The following is a 19812-nucleotide window of genomic DNA, read 5'->3' as shown; positions in this document are numbered from 1 at the left end:
TTTATGGACAATTATATTAAATGTGAATGTATGACGAAAAGATTAAAAGGAAATATTGTGTTAGATAATATTAGTTTGTCAGTAAAAAAAGGAGAGTTTTTAGTTTTGAAGGGGCATAATGGTTCTGGTAAAACAATGATTTTACGTGCTATATCAGGATTAATGCGTTTAAATTCTGGAGTTGTTTATATAGATAATGAAATGATCGGAAAACAAAAGCAATTCCCTGATTCTATGGGGATATTGATTGAATATCCAAGTTTTATTCCAGGGTATACTGGTTTTCAGAACTTGAAGTTTTTATCATCGATTAACAATAAAATCTCTGATGAGGAAATTTATAATATTATTCAAAGGGTTGGACTTGATAAAACAGATAAGAGAAAGTATAAAAGATACTCTTTAGGTATGAAACAACGTTTAGGGATAGCGCAAGCTTTAATGGAACAACCAACACTATTGTTATTAGACGAGCCAACTAATGCTTTAGATAGTGATGGGATAAAAGATGTTTTAGATATTTTGGAAGTAGAAAAATCTAAAGGAACGACTATTATAGTAGCTAGTCATGATGTGCATGTCCTGGATAACGGTATAGTAGATCGCATTGTACATGTTAATAATGGAAAGTTGGTAGATTAAGAGTGACAAGAAATCATGTCTTAATAATCATTGGATTGTGTCTGTTACTATGTATATTTGCTAGTTTATTTAGATTTAAAACATTAAATCTAAATAATGAATCTTATAAAGTGGTAAAAGATGAATTTTTATCTAATAGAACTTTTGAAGATGGACAAGGAGTTACGTTTCATGCTCTTGATCCTCTTGATCCTACAAAAGTTTATGATCCTTATGAAGACCGTGAAGTAGTGACGTATGTTTTACCTTTAAATATTACAAATACAACAAATCGGGATATTAACTTGCTTAGTAATGAGTCTATTTCCGATACATTGTTTTATTCTAAAATAGGCGAGTTTTATAATGTAATTCCGTATGCAATGGAGTTACCTAAACAATATCAGTTTGATCCTGTAATACCTGCTGGTAAAACAGTACGAGGATATATAGGGACAAATTATTTTATAGGAGATGACCCTTATAAAAATTATAAAAACTTTTCAAATGAATCAACTAAGGTGAAATTTATTTCTTTTATGAAGGATAAGAAAGGGAAATATCATGAATTAGAAATACCAATAAATTAATAAAATTCGTGATTGATCCAGATATATTTTAAGGGTGTTTTTTGCTGTGGTTGAGTAGATCTTGCAACATAACAGTATCGTTTAAAGTCGGAGTTGTTTCGCAGGTGTAAGTATCTATGGATGCTGCACCTGCGGAATTTCCGGCTTTTTGTAATTGTTCATTTAAAACTAATAGATTTCCTTCGATTATCCTCTTTTAAAGGGGGATATTTAATACGAAATTTGCAATAGAGGGATGGAGAAAAGGCATGTTAGTTTGTTAGAACAAATGAAATGAAAACTTTTTTTGAATATAAGGCCCGACATTCGGCCGATTGTTGTCATAGTTATAAGACAAGTGTTACAATTATCATTAGGTATATACATTTTAGTTTTTTTAATTAGGAGAAAAATTGGCATAACATACATTTGATTTTTACAACGACTGATTGTAATAGAGAAAAAGAAAAACAATCGGAAGTTTTATTTTAATAAAAGAGGAGCGTATTTCCTATGATCGGTATTTTAAAAAAGGTGTTTGATGTAAACCAACGCCAAATTAAACGTATGCAAAAGACAGTTGAGCAAATTGATGCATTAGAGTCATCTATTAAGCCACTAACTGATGAACAATTAAAAGGCAAGACGCTTGAATTTAAAGAACGTCTAACAAAAGGTGAAACAGTAGATGATCTACTACCTGAAGCTTTTGCAGTTGTTCGCGAAGCGGCAACTCGTGTTCTTGGAATGCGTCCATATGGCGTACAGTTAATGGGTGGTATTGCCTTACATGAAGGGAATATTTCTGAGATGAAAACGGGTGAAGGTAAAACGTTAACATCTACATTACCTGTATATTTAAATGCTTTAACAGGAAAAGGTGTTCACGTTGTTACAGTCAATGAATACTTAGCACAACGTGATGCGAACGAAATGGGACAACTTCATGAGTTCCTTGGCTTAACGGTAGGAATTAACTTAAATAGTATGTCACGCGAAGAGAAACAAGAGGCTTATGCTGCTGATATTACGTATAGCACAAATAATGAGCTTGGATTCGATTACTTACGTGACAACATGGTTTTATATAAAGAGCAGTGCGTTCAACGTCCACTTCACTTTGCTATTATCGATGAAGTCGATTCTATTTTAGTCGATGAAGCGCGTACGCCGCTTATTATTTCGGGACAAGCTCAAAAATCAACAGAGCTATACATGTTTGCAAATGCATTCGTTCGTACGTTAGAAAATGAAAAAGAGTATTCATTTGATGTGAAAACGAAAAATGTAATGTTAACAGAAGATGGTATTACGAAAGCAGAGAAAGCTTTCCATATTGAAAACTTATTCGATTTAAAACATGTAGCACTTCTTCACCATATTAATCAGGCGCTTCGTGCACACGTTGTTATGCACCGTGATACAGATTATGTTGTACAAGAAGGCGAAATCGTAATTGTAGACCAATTTACTGGTCGTCTTATGAAAGGTCGTCGTTATAGCGAAGGATTACACCAAGCGATTGAAGCAAAAGAAGGTGTAGAAATTCAAAATGAGAGTATGACGCTTGCGACAATTACATTCCAGAACTACTTCCGTATGTATGAAAAATTATCTGGTATGACTGGTACAGCGAAAACAGAGGAAGAGGAATTCCGTAACATTTACAATATGAACGTTATTGTAATTCCAACAAACAAACCGATTATTCGTGATGATCGTGCTGATTTAATCTTTAAATCAATGGAAGGTAAGTTCAATGCTGTTGTTGAGGATATTGTAAATCGTCATAAACAAGGGCAACCTGTTCTTGTAGGTACAGTTGCAATTGAAACTTCAGAGCTTATTTCAAAAATGTTAACACGTAAAGGTGTACGTCATAACATTTTAAATGCGAAAAACCATGCGCGTGAAGCAGATATCATTGCAGAAGCCGGTATGAAAGGTGCTGTAACGATTGCAACGAATATGGCTGGTCGTGGTACAGATATTAAGCTTGGAGATGATGTGAAAATCTTCGGTCTAGCAGTTATCGGTACAGAACGTCATGAAAGCCGTCGTATTGATAATCAGTTACGTGGTCGTGCTGGTCGTCAAGGGGACCCTGGTGTGACGCAGTTCTACTTATCAATGGAAGATGAATTAATGCGCCGATTTGGTTCAGATAATATGAAAGCAATGATGGATCGTCTTGGTATGGATGATTCTCAGCCAATTGAAAGTAAAATGGTTTCTCGTGCGGTAGAGTCTGCACAAAAACGTGTTGAAGGAAATAACTATGATGCACGTAAGCAGTTATTACAATACGATGATGTACTTCGTCAGCAACGTGAAGTTATTTATAAGCAACGTCAAGAAGTAATGGAATCGGAAAACTTACGTGGCATTATTGAAGGTATGATGAAATCTACAGTAGAACGTGCTGTTGCGCTTCATACACAAGAGGAAATTGAAGAGGATTGGAACATTAAAGGTCTTGTTGACTACTTAAATACAAACCTTCTTCAAGAAGGAGACATAAAAGAAGAAGAATTACGTCGCCTTGCTCCTGAGGAAATGAGCGAACCGATTATCGCGAAATTAATAGAGCGTTATAATGACAAAGAAAAGCTTATGCCAGAAGAGCAAATGCGTGAGTTTGAGAAGGTTGTTGTATTCCGCGTTGTAGATACGAAATGGACAGAGCATATTGATGCGATGGATCACCTTCGTGAAGGTATTCATTTACGTGCTTACGGTCAAATTGATCCACTTCGTGAGTACCAAATGGAAGGATTCGCGATGTTCGAGTCAATGGTTGCTTCTATTGAAGAGGAAATTTCTCGTTACATTATGAAAGCTGAAATTGAACAAAACTTAGAACGTCAAGAAGTTGTTCAAGGTGAAGCTGTTCATCCATCTAGCGATGGCGAAGAAGCGAAGAAAAAGCCAGTTGTAAAAGGTGACCAAGTGGGCCGCAACGATTTATGTAAATGTGGTAGCGGTAAAAAATATAAAAACTGCTGTGGTATTGTTCAGTAATATAGGGCGGTAGCTTTGGCTGCTTTGCAAACTTTTATATCAAAAATGTATAATTAAGAAGAATTAAACTCTCTCCGTAATAAGTGGAGAGAGTTTCCCTTGTTTTCATACGAAAGTAACAGCAATTACATAGAGGTGAAGGAAATGGAATTAGTAGAAATTAGACAGGAATTAGAGAAAATGGCTAAGAGATTAGCGGCTTTTAGGGGGTCTCTTTGACCTCCCTACTAAGGAGAATCAAATTGCAGAATTAGAAGAAAAAATGATGGGCGCAGGATTTTGGGATGACCAACAAGGCGCACAAGTTGTAATTAATGAAGCGAATGCGTTAAAAGATATGGTTGGAAGTTTCCGTCAGTTAGATGAGACGTTCGAAAATTTAGAAGTAACGCATGAGCTTTTAAAAGAAGAATATGATGAAGATTTACATGAGGAATTAGAATCAGAAGTAAAAGGCTTAATTCAAGAAATGAATGAGTATGAGCTTCAGTTACTATTAAGTGATCCTTATGATAAAAATAATGCGATTTTAGAATTACATCCAGGTGCAGGTGGAACTGAGTCACAAGACTGGGGTTCTATGTTATTACGTATGTATACACGTTGGGCTGAAAAACGTGGATTTAAAGTAGAAACGGTTGACTATTTACCAGGTGATGAAGCTGGTATTAAGAGTGTAACTTTATTAATTAAAGGTCATAACGCTTACGGTTACTTAAAAGCAGAGAAAGGTGTACATCGTCTTGTACGTATTTCACCATTCGATTCTTCAGGTCGTCGTCATACATCGTTTGTATCTTGTGAAGTTGTACCAGAGTTCAATGATGAAGTTGAAATCGAAGTACGTACAGAAGATTTAAAAATTGATACGTACCGTGCAAGTGGAGCGGGTGGGCAGCACGTAAATACGACAGATTCAGCAGTTCGTATTACACATACACCGACAAATACAGTTGTAACGTGTCAGTCAGAGCGTTCACAAATTAAAAACCGTGAGCATGCGATGAAGATGTTAAAAGCGAAATTATATCAAAAGAAACTAGAAGAGCAACAGGCACAATTAGATGAAATCCGTGGGGAACAAAAAGAAATCGGATGGGGTAGCCAAATCCGTTCTTACGTATTCCACCCGTATTCTCTTGTAAAAGACCACCGTACAAATACGGAGGTTGGTAACGTACAAGCAGTTATGGATGGAGAGATTGATCCATTTATTGATGCTTACTTACGTTCTCGCATCTAATAAGCGAAAAAAAGCCAACAAAATTGTTGGCGCATGCTGAGGATATAGAGGATATAAGGCATTTGATTTTATTTTTATAGATGAAGTAAAGAGGAAGAGAAGTTGGAAACGACAACTTCTCTTTTTGATGGGATTATATGTAGATTACAATGCTGTATATTGTTTTGTAAAAAGTAGAGAATAGTAAAATAGAGCGGTAATAGGGTGAAGATTTATATAGAACTTTTCTAATTTTCCTTTTAAAAAGGATTCTTTATAGAAGTTTTTTAAGTTGTTCACAGAATTGAAACAACTTATGAAAGCTTTATTTTATCAAGGTTCTCACTGTATTTTTGAGGAATATGAAATACACCTTAGTTTTTCTATATAAAGATAATGCTTATAATGAAAATGAGTGTGTTAGGAATAAAAAGAATATCAACAATGGGGAGCGATAGAAGTGAAAAAGAAATTGTTGGCTATTGCGCTAGGGACATCGGTTGTTTTTACTTTAGGAGCATGCGGAAATAAAGAAGAGAGTAAGTCTTCGAAACAGTCTGCAAGCACAGACAGCGCAGAACAAATTTTCCAAAGAAGTTGTGCTGGATGTCACGCAACAGATTTATCAGGGGCAACTGGACCTGATTTAAGAAAAGTGGGCGGTAAGTACGACGCCGCAGATATCGAAGAGATTATTAAAAAAGGCCGCGGTTCAATGTCACCAGGACTTATTCAAGGTGAAGATGCGAAAAAAGTATCTGAATGGTTAGCAGAACATAAATAAAAAAGGTGAAATGGACGAGTTGATAATATATTCAACTCGTTTTCCTTTTTCTGGAATGTAACATAACTGTAACAAAAATGTATCCAAATTGGAAACCGTTTGATGTTACAATGGGGTTTGTAGAATTTTGCTGAAATATATTACATAGAGTGGTATTGCTTATGAGAAAGCATAAGTAAACTACCTTCAACAAGGATGAATAAGTGAAAATGAAGGATGTCTTTTATTTTCAGATGTACAGAAAAGTATTTCGAAAAAAATCATTAAGTATTGGGTGATAAATAATGATAAAAATGACGAATGTTTATAAGGAGTACCCGAATGGTATGAAAGCCATTGCTGGTCTTACAGTTAACATTAAACAAGGTGAATTCGTATACGTAGTTGGACCGAGTGGAGCCGGAAAATCTACATTTATTAAAATGATGTATCGTGAAGAGAAACCATCTACAGGATCTATTAATGTAAATGGACTTACTATCGAAACATTGGCAGAAAGAGACGTTCCGTATTTTCGTCGTCAATTAGGTGTAATTTTCCAAGATTTTAAATTGCTACCTAAATTAACGGTATATGAGAATGTTGCGTTTGCTTTAGAAGTAATTGAAGAAGAACCGGATGCAATTCGTGAGCGTGTAACAGAAGTTCTAGGTCTTGTAGGCCTTGAAGATCGTGCAGACGCACTTCCAAGTGAGCTTTCGGGCGGGGAGCAACAACGTGTGGCTATTGCAAGAGCAATTGTAAATAGACCAAAGGTTGTAATTGCCGATGAGCCAACAGGTAACTTAGATATTGAAACAGCTCTTGATATTATGAATATTTTTACTCGCATTAATGAGCGCGGCACAACGATCGTTATGGCGACGCATAATGCAGATATCGTAAATACAATCCGTCATCGTGTAATCGCGATTGAAGGCGGAAAAATTGTTCGAGATGAGATTGAGGGAGGATACGGATATGAAGGCTAAGACCCTTAGTCGACATTTGCGAGAAGGTGTAAAGAATCTATCACGTAACGGATGGATGACATTTGCTTCTGTTAGTGCAGTAACAGTTACATTATTACTTGTAGGTGTCTTTTTAACAGCGATTATGAATATGAACCATTTTGCGACGAAAGTAGAGCAAGATGTAGAGATTCGTGTACACATTGATCCAGCTGCAAAAGAAGCGGATCAAAAGAAATTAGAAGAAGATATGAGTAAGATTGCAAAAGTAGATTCTATTAAATATTCTTCTAAAGAAGAAGAGTTAAAACGTTTAATTAAAAGCTTAGGTGATAGTGGAAAAACGTTTGAGTTATTTGAACAAGATAACCCACTTAAAAACGTATTCGTTGTAAAAGCAAAAGAACCAACAGATACAGCGACAATCGCGAAGAAAGTTGAAAAAATGCAGTTTGTCAGTAATGTTCAGTACGGAAAAGGGCAAGTTGAACGATTATTTGATACTGTAAAAACTGGTCGTAACATTGGGATTGCGTTAATTGCTGGTCTTTTATTCACAGCGATGTTCTTAATCTCTAATACAATTAAAATTACAATTTATGCTCGTAGTACAGAAATTGAAATTATGAAACTTGTTGGTGCAACAAACTGGTTTATTCGTTGGCCATTCTTGCTAGAGGGATTATTCTTAGGAGTATTAGGATCAATTATTCCAATTGGCCTAATTCTAGTTACGTATAATTCGTTGCAAGGTGTGTTTAACGAAAAACTTGGCGGAACAATTTTCGAGCTTCTACCATACAGTCCTTTCGTATTCCAATTAGCTGGTTTACTAGTGTTAATCGGTGCTTTAATCGGTATGTGGGGAAGTGTAATGTCAATTCGTCGCTTCTTAAAAGTATAAAAAGTTGCAAACATAATTCGTACAAGCTTATCATATAGTAGAAATAGGTAAAGGCATCACACACTGTGTGATGCCTTTTGCTACACCACCTGTGTGTTTTGGAAAGGGGAATTCCGCATTGAAACGTAGAGTTGCAATTATTGGAATGGTTGTTGCATTTTTAATTGGTGCTGGCGGAATGTTTGCAGGCATGTCTGTATTTGGGGTTACCCCAGCAGAAGTAACGCAAACAATTTCGAGTGGGAATGCTAGCACTGCGCAAGGGAATTTGGCAAAAATTAATGAGGCGTATGCACTAATTGATTCACGTTATGTGGAAGACGTGAAAGATGAAAAGTTAGTTGAAGGTGCAATACAAGGTATGTTGTCTACGCTGAAGGACCCTTATTCCACGTATATGGATAAAGAAACAGCCAAACAGTTTAGTGAATCGCTTGATCCTGAATTAGAGGGGATTGGGGCTGAGGTGAACAAGACGGACGATAAGCTTATTATCGTATCGCCAATTAAAGGTTCACCAGCAGAAAAGATAGGAATTAAACCGAATGACCAAATTTTATCTGTAGATGGAAACAGTGTGAAAGACTTATCACGTGAAGAAGCGGTATTAAAAATTCGTGGTAAAAAGGGAACGACTGTCGCAATTGAAATTAAACGTGCGGGAGTAACTGATCCGATTGTATTTAAAATTAAGCGTGAAAAGATTCCAATCTTTACAGTGTTTAGTTCTGTGAAGCAAGAGAGTGGAAAAGATATCGGTTATATGCAAATCACTTCTTTTGCTGAGAATACAGCGAAGGAATTTAAGGATCAGTTAAAAGAGTTAGAGAAGAAAAATATAAAAGGCTTAGTTATTGACGTGCGTGGTAATCCTGGTGGCTATTTAAATAGTGTAGAAGATATACTAGGGGAAATTATGACGAATAAAAAGCCAATGCTACAAGTAGAGCAGCGAAATGGTGAGAAGAAGAAATTCTCTACGGAACTGAAAGAGAGAAAACCATATCCAATTTCAGTATTAATTGATAATGGAAGTGCTTCTGCTTCAGAGATTTTAGCGGGTGCGCTGAAAGAAGGAGAAGGATACGATTTAATTGGTGAAAAAACATTTGGTAAAGGTACTGTCCAGCAAGCTGTTCCATTTAAAGACGGCAGCAACATTAAATTAACAATGTTTAAATGGTTAACACCGGATGGGAACTGGATTCATAAAAAAGGAATCGCACCAACAGTAGAAGTGAAGCAACCAAATTATTATCATGCGACACCAATTCAAATTGAAAAAACACTTTCATACAATTCAAATGATGTACAAGTAAAACATGCTCAAGAAATGCTTAAGAGCTTAGGGTATGTACCAGGTCGTGAAGATGGATACTTTAGTAAAGAGACAGAATCGGCGCTGAAAGCATTCCAAAATGCGAATGAGATGGAAGCGACAGGACAGCTTGATAAAAAGACAGCTGAAGCGATTCAAACTAAAATTATCGAAAAAATCCGTTCTGGAGAAAATGATTTACAATTACAGTCAGCATTAAAGTTAATGGCAAAATAAGAAGAAATACAGGCAGTTTGCTGCCTGTATTTTTTTGTGTTAAACAAACGTTTGTTTAGTTGTGATAATATAAAAAGAAAGAATGATATAAATGGTGGTGAATGAGTTCGTGGAGGCGTGGATTTTTGAAATAATGCGGGCAGTTGGACGTTTTTTCTTACACCCTGCTGTCTATATATTTGTAATAAGTAGTATCTTCGTTGGATACTTACGTATGTTAAGAGAACGAAAAGATTTTTCTTTTAAAGTTTATGATATTTGGTTTGAACTGCGAACCTCTCTATTTGCAGGGATTGGATACGGATTAGTAGTATCTATTATTACGATTGGGCTTGGACTTGTTGTTTCTAAAGCAAGCTTATGGGCTATTTTAATTTGGACATTACTATTTGGATTAACGGCTATGTATCGATATTTATCGGCAGCTTATACATTTAGCATTGCGATTGTATGTGTTCTATTATCTTCTAAGCTACCAGTTTCCTTCTTACAGCTTCGAGAAGGTGAAGAGAATACCATCGTATCCCTTGCTATTTTACTAGGCGTTATGCTTATTGTAGAAGGCTTATTGATTTCTAAAAACGCGGTAGGATACTCTACACCGAAGATTAGGAAGGGGAAGCGTGGATTAAAGATTGGTTTACACGAATCAAAGCGTTTATGGATCGTTCCTATTTTTATTCTTGTACCGGGTGATGCGGTAACGCAGTTTATTTCATGGTGGCCTGTCGTTTCAATAGGTTCAAATACATATTCTCTATTCCTCGTTCCATTTTTAATTGGATTTATGAGACAGATTAAAAGTTATGAGCCGACGGAAGCTTTATTATTTACAGGAAGACGTGTTTATGGATTAGCAGGACTTGTGCTCGTTTTAGGAATCGCAAGTTACTGGTGGCACGTACTTGCAATTATCGCGATGGGAGTCGCGATGCTTGGGCGTTTCACAATTTCGATGCAAGAGAAAATTGCCGATGAAACAAGACCAGCGTATTTTGCTGCACGCAATGATGGGCTCGTTGTACTAGATACAATTCCAAATACAATTGGAGCAGAGCTGAAATTACTGCCTGGAGAAATTATTACGAAAGTAAATGGAGTCATTCCAAAAAGCGCCGAGGAATTTTATGATGCGCTTCAAACGAAGACGACAGGAGCATTTTGTAAATTAGAAGTATTAGATACAAATGGTGAGCTTCGTCTTGCACAAACTGCATTATATGCTGGTGGACATCACGAATTAGGTATTGTATTCGTTGAACAGGAGCATGAGTGGGATTCAGAAGCGATGTAATAGAAGGAATGGTATCACCTTGTGGTGGTACCTTTTTTGTTTTTTTTGGGGGAGGGTAGTTAGTAAATGAAATTTATATCGGCGATTTTGCAAATATATCAGCGTAACTCGAAATATATCGGCGATTATTCGAATATATCGACTTTCCGGCCAAAAACGACAGCTATCGCAAAGCTTATTTTCAGTTTCATAGACGGATAACTTGAATAATTATTTGATAATGGTTATCATTTAGGGAGTCTTTTTAATTTTGGAAAATGGAGGTAAGATATGCTGCGTAAATTTTTCTCGTACTATAAACCGTATAAAGGTTTATTTATACTCGACTTTTCTTGTGCGGTTGTCGCAGGATTATTAGAACTCGGCTTCCCGCTTATCGTAAATCAATTTATTGATAAGTTATTGCCAGGGCAAAACTGGACGCTTATTTTATGGGCTTGTTTCGGTTTACTCGCAGTTTATATGTTAAATGCAGGCTTACAATATGTCGTTACATATTGGGGACATATGCTTGGTGTTAACATTGAAACAGATATGAGGCAGAAATTATTTGATCATATTCAAAAGCTATCATTCAGATTTTTTGATAATAATAAAACAGGTCATTTAATTTCGCGCCTTACAAACGATTTAATGGAAATTGGGGAAATTGCTCACCATGGACCAGAAGATTTATTTATCGCCGTAATGACTTTAGTTGGGGCATTCTCATTTATGATGATGATCAACTGGAAGTTAGCGTTATTAACGTTCTTCGTCATTCCATTCCTATTATGGTTAGCACTTTACTTCAATAAAAAAATGACAGGTACATTTAGACGTTTATTCTCAGACGTTGCTGATTTCAATGCATGTATTGAGAACAACGTTGGTGGTATTCGCGTTGTACAAGCATTCGGAAATGAAAAGTTTGAGAAAGAGCAATTCGCTGTGAACAACGCTCGTTTCCGTACAACGAAATTAATGGCGTATAAAATTATGGCTTTAAATTCATCGATTAGTTATATGCTCATGCGTCTCGTAACGCTCTTCGTATTAATATGCGGTACATGGTTTGTTCTGCAAGGAGAATTAACATACGGTGGATTTATCGGATTCGTTCTATTAACGAATATTTTCTTCCGTCCAATTGAAAAAATTAACGCGGTAATCGAAAGCTATCCGAAAGGAATCGCTGGTTTTAAAAGGTATGTAGAGCTTCTTGAAACAGAGCCTGACATTGTAGACTCTAAAGATGCAATGGAAGTTAAACAGGTACATGGTGATATTCAATATAACAACATTACGTTCGGATATGAAAATAAAGAACCGATTTTAAATGATATTAGTTTGAACATACATGCAGGTGAAACGGTTGCGTTCGTTGGACCATCAGGAGCAGGGAAAACGACGTTATGTAGCCTGTTACCACGTTTTTATGAGCAATCATCTGGATCAATTCAAATTGATGGTATTGATACGAAAGATATGACATTATCTTCACTTCGTAAGCAAATTGGAATTGTGCAGCAAGATGTGTTCTTATTCTCAGGAACAATTCGTGAAAATATTGCTTACGGGAACTTAAAGGCGTCAGAAGCTGAAATTTGGCAGGCAGTAAAACGTGCGCAGTTAGAAGACTTAATTTACTCACAACCAGACGGTTTAGATACTGTTATCGGTGAGCGTGGTGTAAAACTTTCTGGTGGACAGAAGCAGCGTCTAGCAATTGCTCGTATGTTCTTGAAAAACCCGCCAATTTTAATACTAGATGAAGCTACTTCCGCACTAGATACTGAGACGGAACTTGCAATTCAAAAATCACTTGCTGAATTAGCAGCTGGCCGTACAACGTTAGTTATCGCTCACAGACTTGCAACGATTAAAAATGCAGATCGAATTGTCGTTGTAAATAAAGACGGTATTGCAGAACAAGGTTCACATGATGAATTAATTGAGCAAGGCGGAGGATACAGTAGGTTATACGAAGCTCAGTTTAGTTCGTAAATATAATTTGTACTGAATTAGTGCACCATAAGTAGGTAAAAATCTCATATGGGAGGCTATAGAGTATGATTGTAACAACAACGTCTACAATTCAAGGAAAAGAAATTATTGAGTATATCGATATCGTCAATGGAGAAGCGATTATGGGCGCGAATATCGTTCGTGACCTCTTCGCTTCTGTCCGTGACGTTGTCGGCGGTCGTGCGGGTGCTTATGAAAGTAAATTAAAAGAAGCACGTGACATCGCAATGGAAGAGATGAAAACTTTCGCAAGACAAAAAAATGCAAATGCAATTGTTGGTATCGACGTGGATTACGAGGTAGTTCGCGAAGGGATGCTAATGGTTGCTGTGAGCGGGACTGCTGTTCGTATATAAAGTGAAACTTTAATCAGTGGGGGTGTTTGTTCCCCACTGATTATTAGTTGAACCAATCGGGCATTTACGGGCAGTTGGTCTCCCATCTACCTTCTTTGCCTTAACCGAATTTTGAGGTGGGAGTCTTACTGCCCGTTAATGCGGGATAAAGTAAAAAGCCGTGCTGATGCATGGCTTTTTACTTTATATGTCGAAGTTTCAATATTTCTTGGGAAATGCGGAAGGTCCCGTCGATATATAGGGAAGACATTAGAGCGCTTCTTTACATTTCCGTATTTGAACTAATAATGTTTCGTATTCTTGGTTGAGAGATGTGATGTCATCGTGATGATTTTGTATGGAAACTCGGCCAATGATTTCTGTTAGTTTTGTTTGTAATCGTAATAGTTCTTGTTCAGTAACGTTTACAGAATCCCCCGTTGTTCTTTTTGTGTATTGTTCGTAATTACCGTGGAATACCCTTGGTTCACTCTCGTCTACTTGTAGAATATGGTCTGCAACAGAGCGAATAAAGGCACGATCATGGCTAATGAAAAGTATTGTACCAGGGTATTCTTGTAACATGATTTCTAATTCTTCTTGCGTCGCTAAGTCTAAATAGTTTGTCAAACTTATTTCAGCTTGTGATTTTTGAATTCGTTATTATAAACTTGTGCCTTAGCTATCGCCTCAGCATCATTTTGAATTTCATCTAACCCATTCGCATCTCCAATAACATAACCTTCAAATGAAGAACCAACAAAATCAAAGATATATTGGAATTGAGCAATAAGCGGTAATGCTTTTAGCTTTGGATTATCCCCGCCAACGATGACAACATACATCTTTTTATCTTTCATTTTCTCTTTGAAATGAAGAGATGTATCGCGCAAGCTTTGTGACCAGCGATCAACAAAGTTTTTCATATGTCCACTCATTCCGTACCAATATAATGGTGTAGCAAAGATAATTGTGTCGTGCTCTAACATGCGTTTCGTTAACTGCTCGTAGTCATCATTTACAGGTTGGAATCCTTCTGCATCATGACGCTTATCTGTAATAGGATAGACTGTGTGATCACGTAAATAAATTTGTTCTGTTTCAATTCCATCAATCATCATATGTGTTAAAGCTTCCGTATTTCCGTTTTGTCTTGAACTGCCATGTATAACAAACATGTAATCATCCCTTTTCTTTTGCTTGTTTTAGGAGTGAAACGTGTTTTTGCAAATTCGTTTGGATGTTGGAAAGTAATGTGATTTGCTTTGTTACTTCATTGAGTTTATCTTCGTAAAGCGTAAGGATACTGCTGCACGGATTGTCGTACAGGTGCGGTTCAATTTCAAGGCAGCGCAGCATCCTTGCCGTCTCTTCTAAATTTAAGCCAATTTGTAAGTACATTTGAATAAGCTCCACTTTTCCGATGGCACTTTCATCAAAATCACGGTAGCCATTTGCGAGGCGCTTAGAAGGGAGTAATCCCTTTTCTTCGTAATGTCTTAGTGATCTTTCACTAACGCCAGTTTCTTTTGATAATTCTCCAATTCGCAATGTGTTTCACTCCTTTTACATGTATTGTAAACCTTCACACTAATGTGAAGGTCAATGCTGTTTTTTCGCAAAAGAATTTACATGATTTAAGAACACTTGAATGGCTTTAGAGGGAATGAAATATTTGCCGCGCACGATGGAGAACGGACGGATTAGTTGTTCATTTGGAACCTCGATGTGGAATAGTTCTTTTGCTAGTAGCTCTTTCCGTACAGTCCAATCAGAAAGTATAGCGATGCCAAGACCGGCGGCGACGGCTTCCTTCACACTTTGAATACTGCTAAATGTAAAGAATCGCTTCATTTTTAAATGGTGTTGATGAATAAATCGATCGCTATAAGCACGTGTACCAGAACCACTTTCTCTTAATACCCATACTTGGTCTTGGAGTGTGCTTTCATTTATTTCCTTTGTGCGGAGCAATGGATGATTTGGCGGAACGACGAGCTTCATTTCATCTTGCATAAATGTTTCAACGTTAACATCAGCGTATACGACTTGCCCTTCCACTAAGCCGATATCAATTTGATTAGAGCGAAGACTTTGCAAAACTTCTTCTGTATTTGAGATAAAGGTATGCACTTCGACGCGTGGATTTTCATTCGCATAGTTAGCGAGTATTTTTGGAAGTAAGTATTCGCCAATTGTAAAACTAGCACCGATGCGAAGTGTTCCTGTTACAACGTTATGTAGTTCATTAATTTCTTGCTTAGCATCTTCGTAAAGAGAGAGCATTTGCTTTGCATGTATATATAATATATTTCCAGCTTCCGTGACTTGGACATGTTTCGGAGATCGCTGAATGAGTGTAGTTCCAAATTCGTTTTCTAAGTTGCGTATATGCATACTTACGCCAGGCTGTGAAAGATTTAATAATTCCGCTGCACGAGAGAAGTGTTTCTGTTCAACGACAGTAACAAAAATTTTTAAAATGTCTACGTTCATATAATGGGCTCCTTTCTTTTCTATCATCTTATCATAAGTATTTCTGATGATAGAGATTTGGTATTGGTATTAAACTTATTATAGAAACTCTCTTATAATGTAAGTAGAAAGAACATGCATGTTCCAATACGATTGTTGGGGTGGTACAAGGTGGAACAAACACTTGTTATACAAAAGAAGAAGGGCTTTGGATTTTCGCAAGGAATTGGGATTACATTATTAATCGCAATTGCCGCGAAATATTTAGCAGAGCTTCCATTTTTAAATATTATGGGACAATTAGTAATTGCTATTCTAATTGGGATGGTTTGGCGCGCTGCAATTGGAGTTCCTCATGATGCGATTGCAGGAACGAACTTTGCGAGTAAGAAGTTACTGCGCTTTGGGATCATCTTACTTGGAATGCGATTAAATCTTGTTGATATTGCGAAGGCGGGGCCGAAAGTATTGGTCATCGCGGCGGTTGTTATTACATTTACTATTTTTGTTGTATACGGACTAACGAAAGTATTTAAAGTAGAAAAGAAACTTGGGATTTTAACAGCATGCGGTACGGCAATTTGCGGCGCGGCCGCGGTCGTGGCAATTGCACCGCAAGTGAAAGCAAAAGATGACGAAACAGCAGTTGGAGCGGCGATCATTGCAATTTTAGGTACAATATTTACGCTTATTTATACGTTATTATATCCAGTGCTTGGCCTATCTCCATACGGATATGGAGTGTTCTCAGGGGCGACACTGCATGAAATTGCTCACGTAATTGCGGCTGCGGCGCCAGGAGGAAGCACGGCTGTAGATATCGCAGTTATCGTGAAACTAACGCGCGTTGCAATGCTTGTACCAGTAGCGATTTTAATCGGATTATGGTTTGGTAAGAGTGAAGGTAGCGAGGAAAAAAGATCATGGCGCGACCTTCCAATTCCGTGGTTCATCTTCGGGTTTTTAGCAATGAGTGCAGTGCATTCGCTTGGGATTATTCCAGAAGTTGTTGCGGGATACATTGTTGTCATTGCTTATATGCTAATCGCAATGGCGATGGCAGGGCTCGGTTTAAATGTAGAGTTTAAAACTTTCCGTAAATTAGGAAGTAAAGCATTTGTGGCAGGGCTGATTGGCTCGGTTTGCTTATCGGTTCTTGGATACGTTCTTGTATGGGGATTAGGATTTATGTAAGTAGGACGAAGAAGCTGTTCCAAAAGATATTTTGGGGCAGCTTCTTTCTTATGCTTATGGTGCTACTGATTTCGATATTTGTCGGTAAGTCGATATATTTTAAGGTGCGCTGATATATTTAAAAAATCGCTGATATAAATTGAATTACTCTTGTACTTTGTTAGGGTAGATGTTCAATGAAACGTTTTTCTAAAATTTGTAAAGATATCTTTACTTATAACTGGAAAATATTTATAATTTAAGTAAAGATATCTTTACTTTTGAAGGTGGATCCTATGGGTGTGAAAAATAAAATAAAAGAGTTAAGAAAGCAAAATCATATAACACAAGTTGAAATGGCAAAGGCGATGCAGGTGACGCGGCAGACGATAGTGGCGATTGAAAATCATCATTACAATCCGAGTCTAGAGTTATCCTTAAAAATCGCCAAGTATTTTGGAGTGAAGGTGGAGGAAATCTTTACGCTGGAGTAAGGGGAGAGAAATGGTAGGAAAACGAGCATAGCGATAGGGGGAATAAAAAATGCAGGATGAGTTTGAGAGATTTCAGTCAGATAAAGCGTTTAAATATGTAGGGTTATTTTTTACGATTAGTTTAGCGATATGGAGTTTATATAATTTAATTGTTGATGGAAATGCTGGTATGCCGTTTGTTTTATTTGTACTAGGGCAGTGGGTGTATTTTCTTGTGAACTATTGGCCGAAGTGGAAATATAGAAATCGAAAAGAGGCTGATCATGTATGAGTAAGAGAGAGGTCATGAGATTCGTAGGGAGTTTGCTTGTAGCAGGAATTCTTTTAAATACGAGTTTAATGATTTTAAGTATTTCGTGGGGAACTATTTTTATATCGAATGTAGCGCTAGTCATTTTATATGGAATTTCGGAATATAAAGAGCAGAAGCGTTTGAAAGAAGAGGGAGTACCATCGATTGATGAGCGGGTTGTGAACAAGATGAAGTCATATTTTACGATTTGTATTACAAGCTTCGTTTTCTTGTTTATTATGTATCTTTGTGTAAATAAGTATTTAGATAGGCAAGCAGTACATGTAACTGAGCTATTATATATTGCTATTTTTGGTGTATTAATAAGTATCGCATCAACGAGCGTGTTAGCAACAAAGAATAATAGATAGAAAAAGGGGAACTGGGATGGAATTACCGGTGTTATGTGTCGCTACAGCTATATTTGCGCTTCTTTGGGGAATGCAAAACTTTTCTCGTAATCCAGTGCCAAGTATTTGTATTATGATTGGTACTGTAGGTTTATCGTATTATTTATTAGTATTAGCCCATTATCATAAAACGGCAACGAGTGTTGTTGTTGGAGCACTTATTTTATTTTGTGGGCGCGCCATACAAAAGGGGTTATTTCCATAAAAGCTGTTTATACACTTTGTATAACAGCTTTTTGTATTTTTTTACAAAACACTTGAAAGTTACGTAACGTCATCTTCTATAATGAGGGGGAAGAGGTGATGGTAGTGATTTCAATACAAGAATTGACGAGAGAAACAGGGGTTACAGTACGTACACTACGTTATTATGATCAAATAGATTTATTAAAGCCGAGCGGAAAAACAGAGGGTGGGCATCGGTTATATAGTGAAGCTGACGTTATTCGTTTGCAACAAATTTTATTTTTAAAAGAAATGGGATTTTCATTAAAAGAAGTTGCGAATATGTTAGTAAAAGGTGAGCTGGATTTGAAAAAATCACTTGAAAACCAACTTCGATTTGTACAGGAAGAACAAAAGAAATTTAATCGAATGGAGCGTGTTTTACAAGCGGTTGTTTATTCGGTAGATGTAGAGGGAGAACTTGATTGGAAAGTTATGTTTGAACTTATTCAGCTTTCAAAACAGTCTCCTCGTATACGTGAAATATTTCAAAATGAAGTATTTTCAAAGGAAGAACAAAAGTTGCTTCATAATTTGCCGAATATGAGTGAGGAAGATCCGAATGTTTTAGAATGGGTAGATTTATTAAAGCAATTACGTATTTTTATGAAAGAGGGTAAAGAAGCCACTAGTGATGAAGTACAAAGGGCAATGAAGAGATTAATGCAGAAGTGTTTAGAAATGGCTAATGGTGACGAAGTGTTTTTAGATAAGTTATGGGAAGTTAGAAAATCAAAGGAAGATTCACAGAAAATGAGCATGTATCCAATTGAAGAAGAGTTTTTATTATATATGGATGAAGCTTTTCGTATTTATGATGAAAGGGAGAAGGATAAATGAGCATACTCGCAGAATATCGTTGGTATTTTTTAATTGGAGCAGAGATCGTATTTTGGTTATCGGCTATCGGTTTCTTTTTACTCCGTTACGGATTCCGTTTGAAGAAGGCGAGCTTTATTATGGGGATTGTACTCCTCGTAAATGAAGTGTTTATTTTAACATTAGGGGCAGTGGACTATTATCAAACAGGAAAGTTCTCTAATTTTCAAATCATTACTGTAATTATTTTACTGTATGCGGTTTTCTACGGGAAAAAGGATTTGAAGAAGCTTGATATATTTGCGCAAAAGCTAGTTGCGAAATGGCGTAATGAACCGGCGCCTATTATTGAAGAACAGGTAGAATTAACAGGTATGGCCTATGCAAAGCAGGAAATAAAAAATTGGGTATTACATCTTGTTTTATTCGTTGGTGTGCACATATTCTTTTTCTTCGCGTATGGATTTATTCCATTTGAACAATGGGGTAATTGGTTAGAATCGGGAATCGTTTTAAATAAAGCTGCAAGTCGCGTGAGCCAAGTGTGGGCAATTATATTTTTAGTTGATACAGCGATTTCATTTTCATATGTGGTTTTTCCGAAGAAGGAGAAAGGAAAAGAAAAGCTACTTTCATAGTTGAAAGTAGCTTTTCTGGTATAC

General features: G+C 36.7%; 23 protein-coding genes. 19 read left to right on the top strand and 4 right to left on the bottom strand.

Annotation, left to right across the window (positions count from 1 at the left end; all coding sequences use genetic code 11):
• Window positions 1-3 precede the first annotated feature (3 nt).
• From MHH27_RS26765 to MHH27_RS26710, 12 genes are all read left to right on the top strand, one after another.
• Entirely contained in the window at window positions 4-642 is a 639-nt protein-coding gene (locus MHH27_RS26765; protein ID WP_000371029.1) for an ATP-binding cassette domain-containing protein, read from the top strand.
• 41 nt (window positions 643-683) lie between these two features.
• On the top strand, window positions 684-1211 hold the full coding sequence (locus tag MHH27_RS26760; RefSeq protein WP_029948375.1) for a hypothetical protein: 528 nt from the start codon (window positions 684-686) through the stop codon (window positions 1209-1211).
• A gap of 492 nt (window positions 1212-1703) precedes the next feature.
• Window positions 1704-4211: a preprotein translocase subunit SecA gene (gene secA / locus MHH27_RS26755; RefSeq protein WP_098850900.1), complete on the top strand. Its 2508-nt coding sequence runs from the start codon at window positions 1704-1706 to the stop codon at window positions 4209-4211.
• Between the two features lie 144 nt (window positions 4212-4355).
• Window positions 4356-5454, top strand: a protein-coding gene (gene prfB, locus MHH27_RS26750) for a peptide chain release factor 2 (protein ID WP_096001455.1) whose coding sequence is annotated in 2 segments (ribosomal slippage) — window positions 4356-4427 and window positions 4429-5454 — 1098 coding nt in all. Because the reading frame shifts where the segments join, the coding sequence is not laid out codon by codon here.
• A 439-nt stretch (window positions 5455-5893) separates the two neighbouring features.
• On the top strand, window positions 5894-6217 hold the full coding sequence (gene cccB, locus MHH27_RS26745) for a cytochrome c551 (protein WP_000727975.1): 324 nt from the start codon (window positions 5894-5896) through the stop codon (window positions 6215-6217).
• 284 nt (window positions 6218-6501) lie between these two features.
• Window positions 6502-7188: a cell division ATP-binding protein FtsE gene (gene ftsE, locus MHH27_RS26740; protein ID WP_000594319.1), complete on the top strand. Its 687-nt coding sequence runs from the start codon at window positions 6502-6504 to the stop codon at window positions 7186-7188.
• Window positions 7178-8071: a permease-like cell division protein FtsX gene (ftsX, locus tag MHH27_RS26735; protein ID WP_000645028.1), complete on the top strand. Its 894-nt coding sequence runs from the start codon at window positions 7178-7180 to the stop codon at window positions 8069-8071. Before ftsE ends, ftsX begins: the two co-directional genes overlap by 11 nt.
• 118 nt (window positions 8072-8189) lie before the next feature.
• A complete protein-coding gene (locus MHH27_RS26730; protein WP_000830318.1) occupies window positions 8190-9626 on the top strand; it encodes a S41 family peptidase in 1437 nt (478 codons plus the stop codon).
• Between the two features lie 91 nt (window positions 9627-9717).
• The gene (locus tag MHH27_RS26725) at window positions 9718-10920 is read left to right on the top strand and encodes a PDZ domain-containing protein (RefSeq protein WP_097924524.1); all 1203 of its coding nucleotides are present in this window, start codon (window positions 9718-9720) and stop codon (window positions 10918-10920) included.
• A 66-nt stretch (window positions 10921-10986) separates the two neighbouring features.
• Entirely contained in the window at window positions 10987-11121 is a 135-nt protein-coding gene (locus MHH27_RS26720) for a hypothetical protein (RefSeq protein ID WP_254906602.1), read from the top strand.
• A 69-nt stretch (window positions 11122-11190) separates the two neighbouring features.
• Entirely contained in the window at window positions 11191-12906 is a 1716-nt protein-coding gene (locus MHH27_RS26715; protein ID WP_071731497.1) for an ABC transporter ATP-binding protein, read from the top strand.
• Window positions 12907-12971: 65 nt separating this feature from the next.
• Complete coding sequence (locus MHH27_RS26710) at window positions 12972-13283, top strand: heavy metal-binding domain-containing protein (RefSeq protein ID WP_000637523.1); 312 nt, start codon at window positions 12972-12974, stop codon at window positions 13281-13283.
• A gap of 249 nt (window positions 13284-13532) precedes the next feature.
• On the opposite strand, the gene MHH27_RS26705 is transcribed toward MHH27_RS26710, so the two are convergent.
• From MHH27_RS26705 to MHH27_RS26690, 4 genes are read right to left on the bottom strand one after another with little or no spacing between them, the layout of a single operon-like run.
• Window positions 13533-13892, bottom strand: a complete 360-nt coding sequence (locus tag MHH27_RS26705; protein WP_090978125.1) for a macrolide transporter — start codon at window positions 13890-13892, stop codon at window positions 13533-13535.
• A gap of 2 nt (window positions 13893-13894) precedes the next feature.
• Window positions 13895-14440: a flavodoxin family protein gene (locus tag MHH27_RS26700; RefSeq protein WP_053563368.1), complete on the bottom strand. Its 546-nt coding sequence runs from the start codon at window positions 14438-14440 to the stop codon at window positions 13895-13897.
• Window positions 14441-14444: 4 nt separating this feature from the next.
• Window positions 14445-14813, bottom strand: coding sequence for a MerR family transcriptional regulator (locus MHH27_RS26695; RefSeq protein WP_001219209.1), 369 nt, complete (start codon window positions 14811-14813; stop codon window positions 14445-14447).
• Window positions 14814-14864: 51 nt separating this feature from the next.
• Window positions 14865-15758 (bottom strand): LysR family transcriptional regulator, encoded by an 894-nt coding sequence (locus MHH27_RS26690; RefSeq protein WP_001100006.1) that lies wholly within the window; start codon window positions 15756-15758, stop codon window positions 14865-14867.
• Between the two features lie 150 nt (window positions 15759-15908).
• Between MHH27_RS26690 and MHH27_RS26685 the strand changes: the two genes are divergently transcribed.
• The 7 genes from MHH27_RS26685 to MHH27_RS26655 all read left to right on the top strand — a co-directional run bounded on the left by MHH27_RS26685 (window position 15909) and on the right by MHH27_RS26655 (window position 19788).
• Window positions 15909-16931: a YeiH family protein gene (locus MHH27_RS26685; RefSeq protein WP_000438414.1), complete on the top strand. Its 1023-nt coding sequence runs from the start codon at window positions 15909-15911 to the stop codon at window positions 16929-16931.
• 275 nt (window positions 16932-17206) lie between these two features.
• A complete protein-coding gene (locus MHH27_RS26680) occupies window positions 17207-17404 on the top strand; it encodes a helix-turn-helix transcriptional regulator (protein WP_000538364.1) in 198 nt (65 codons plus the stop codon).
• Between the two features lie 49 nt (window positions 17405-17453).
• The gene (locus MHH27_RS26675) at window positions 17454-17675 is read left to right on the top strand and encodes a hypothetical protein (protein ID WP_001150199.1); all 222 of its coding nucleotides are present in this window, start codon (window positions 17454-17456) and stop codon (window positions 17673-17675) included.
• Window positions 17672-18067 (top strand): hypothetical protein, encoded by a 396-nt coding sequence (locus tag MHH27_RS26670; protein WP_061667785.1) that lies wholly within the window; start codon window positions 17672-17674, stop codon window positions 18065-18067. The genes MHH27_RS26675 and MHH27_RS26670 overlap by 4 nt, the downstream gene beginning before the upstream one ends.
• 16 nt (window positions 18068-18083) lie before the next feature.
• Window positions 18084-18311, top strand: coding sequence for a hypothetical protein (locus tag MHH27_RS26665; RefSeq protein ID WP_069356499.1), 228 nt, complete (start codon window positions 18084-18086; stop codon window positions 18309-18311).
• A gap of 98 nt (window positions 18312-18409) precedes the next feature.
• Window positions 18410-19171, top strand: a complete 762-nt coding sequence (locus tag MHH27_RS26660) for a MerR family transcriptional regulator (protein ID WP_141541731.1) — start codon at window positions 18410-18412, stop codon at window positions 19169-19171.
• A complete protein-coding gene (locus MHH27_RS26655; protein ID WP_000025200.1) occupies window positions 19168-19788 on the top strand; it encodes a hypothetical protein in 621 nt (206 codons plus the stop codon). Before MHH27_RS26660 ends, MHH27_RS26655 begins: the two co-directional genes overlap by 4 nt.
• The last annotated feature ends 24 nt before the right edge of the window (window positions 19789-19812 follow it).

This window comes from Bacillus sp. FSL L8-0152 (assembly GCF_038006365.1).
GTDB lineage: Bacteria > Bacillota > Bacilli > Bacillales > Bacillaceae_G > Bacillus_A > Bacillus_A cereus.
This window is presented reverse-complemented; position numbering and strand designations above follow the sequence as displayed.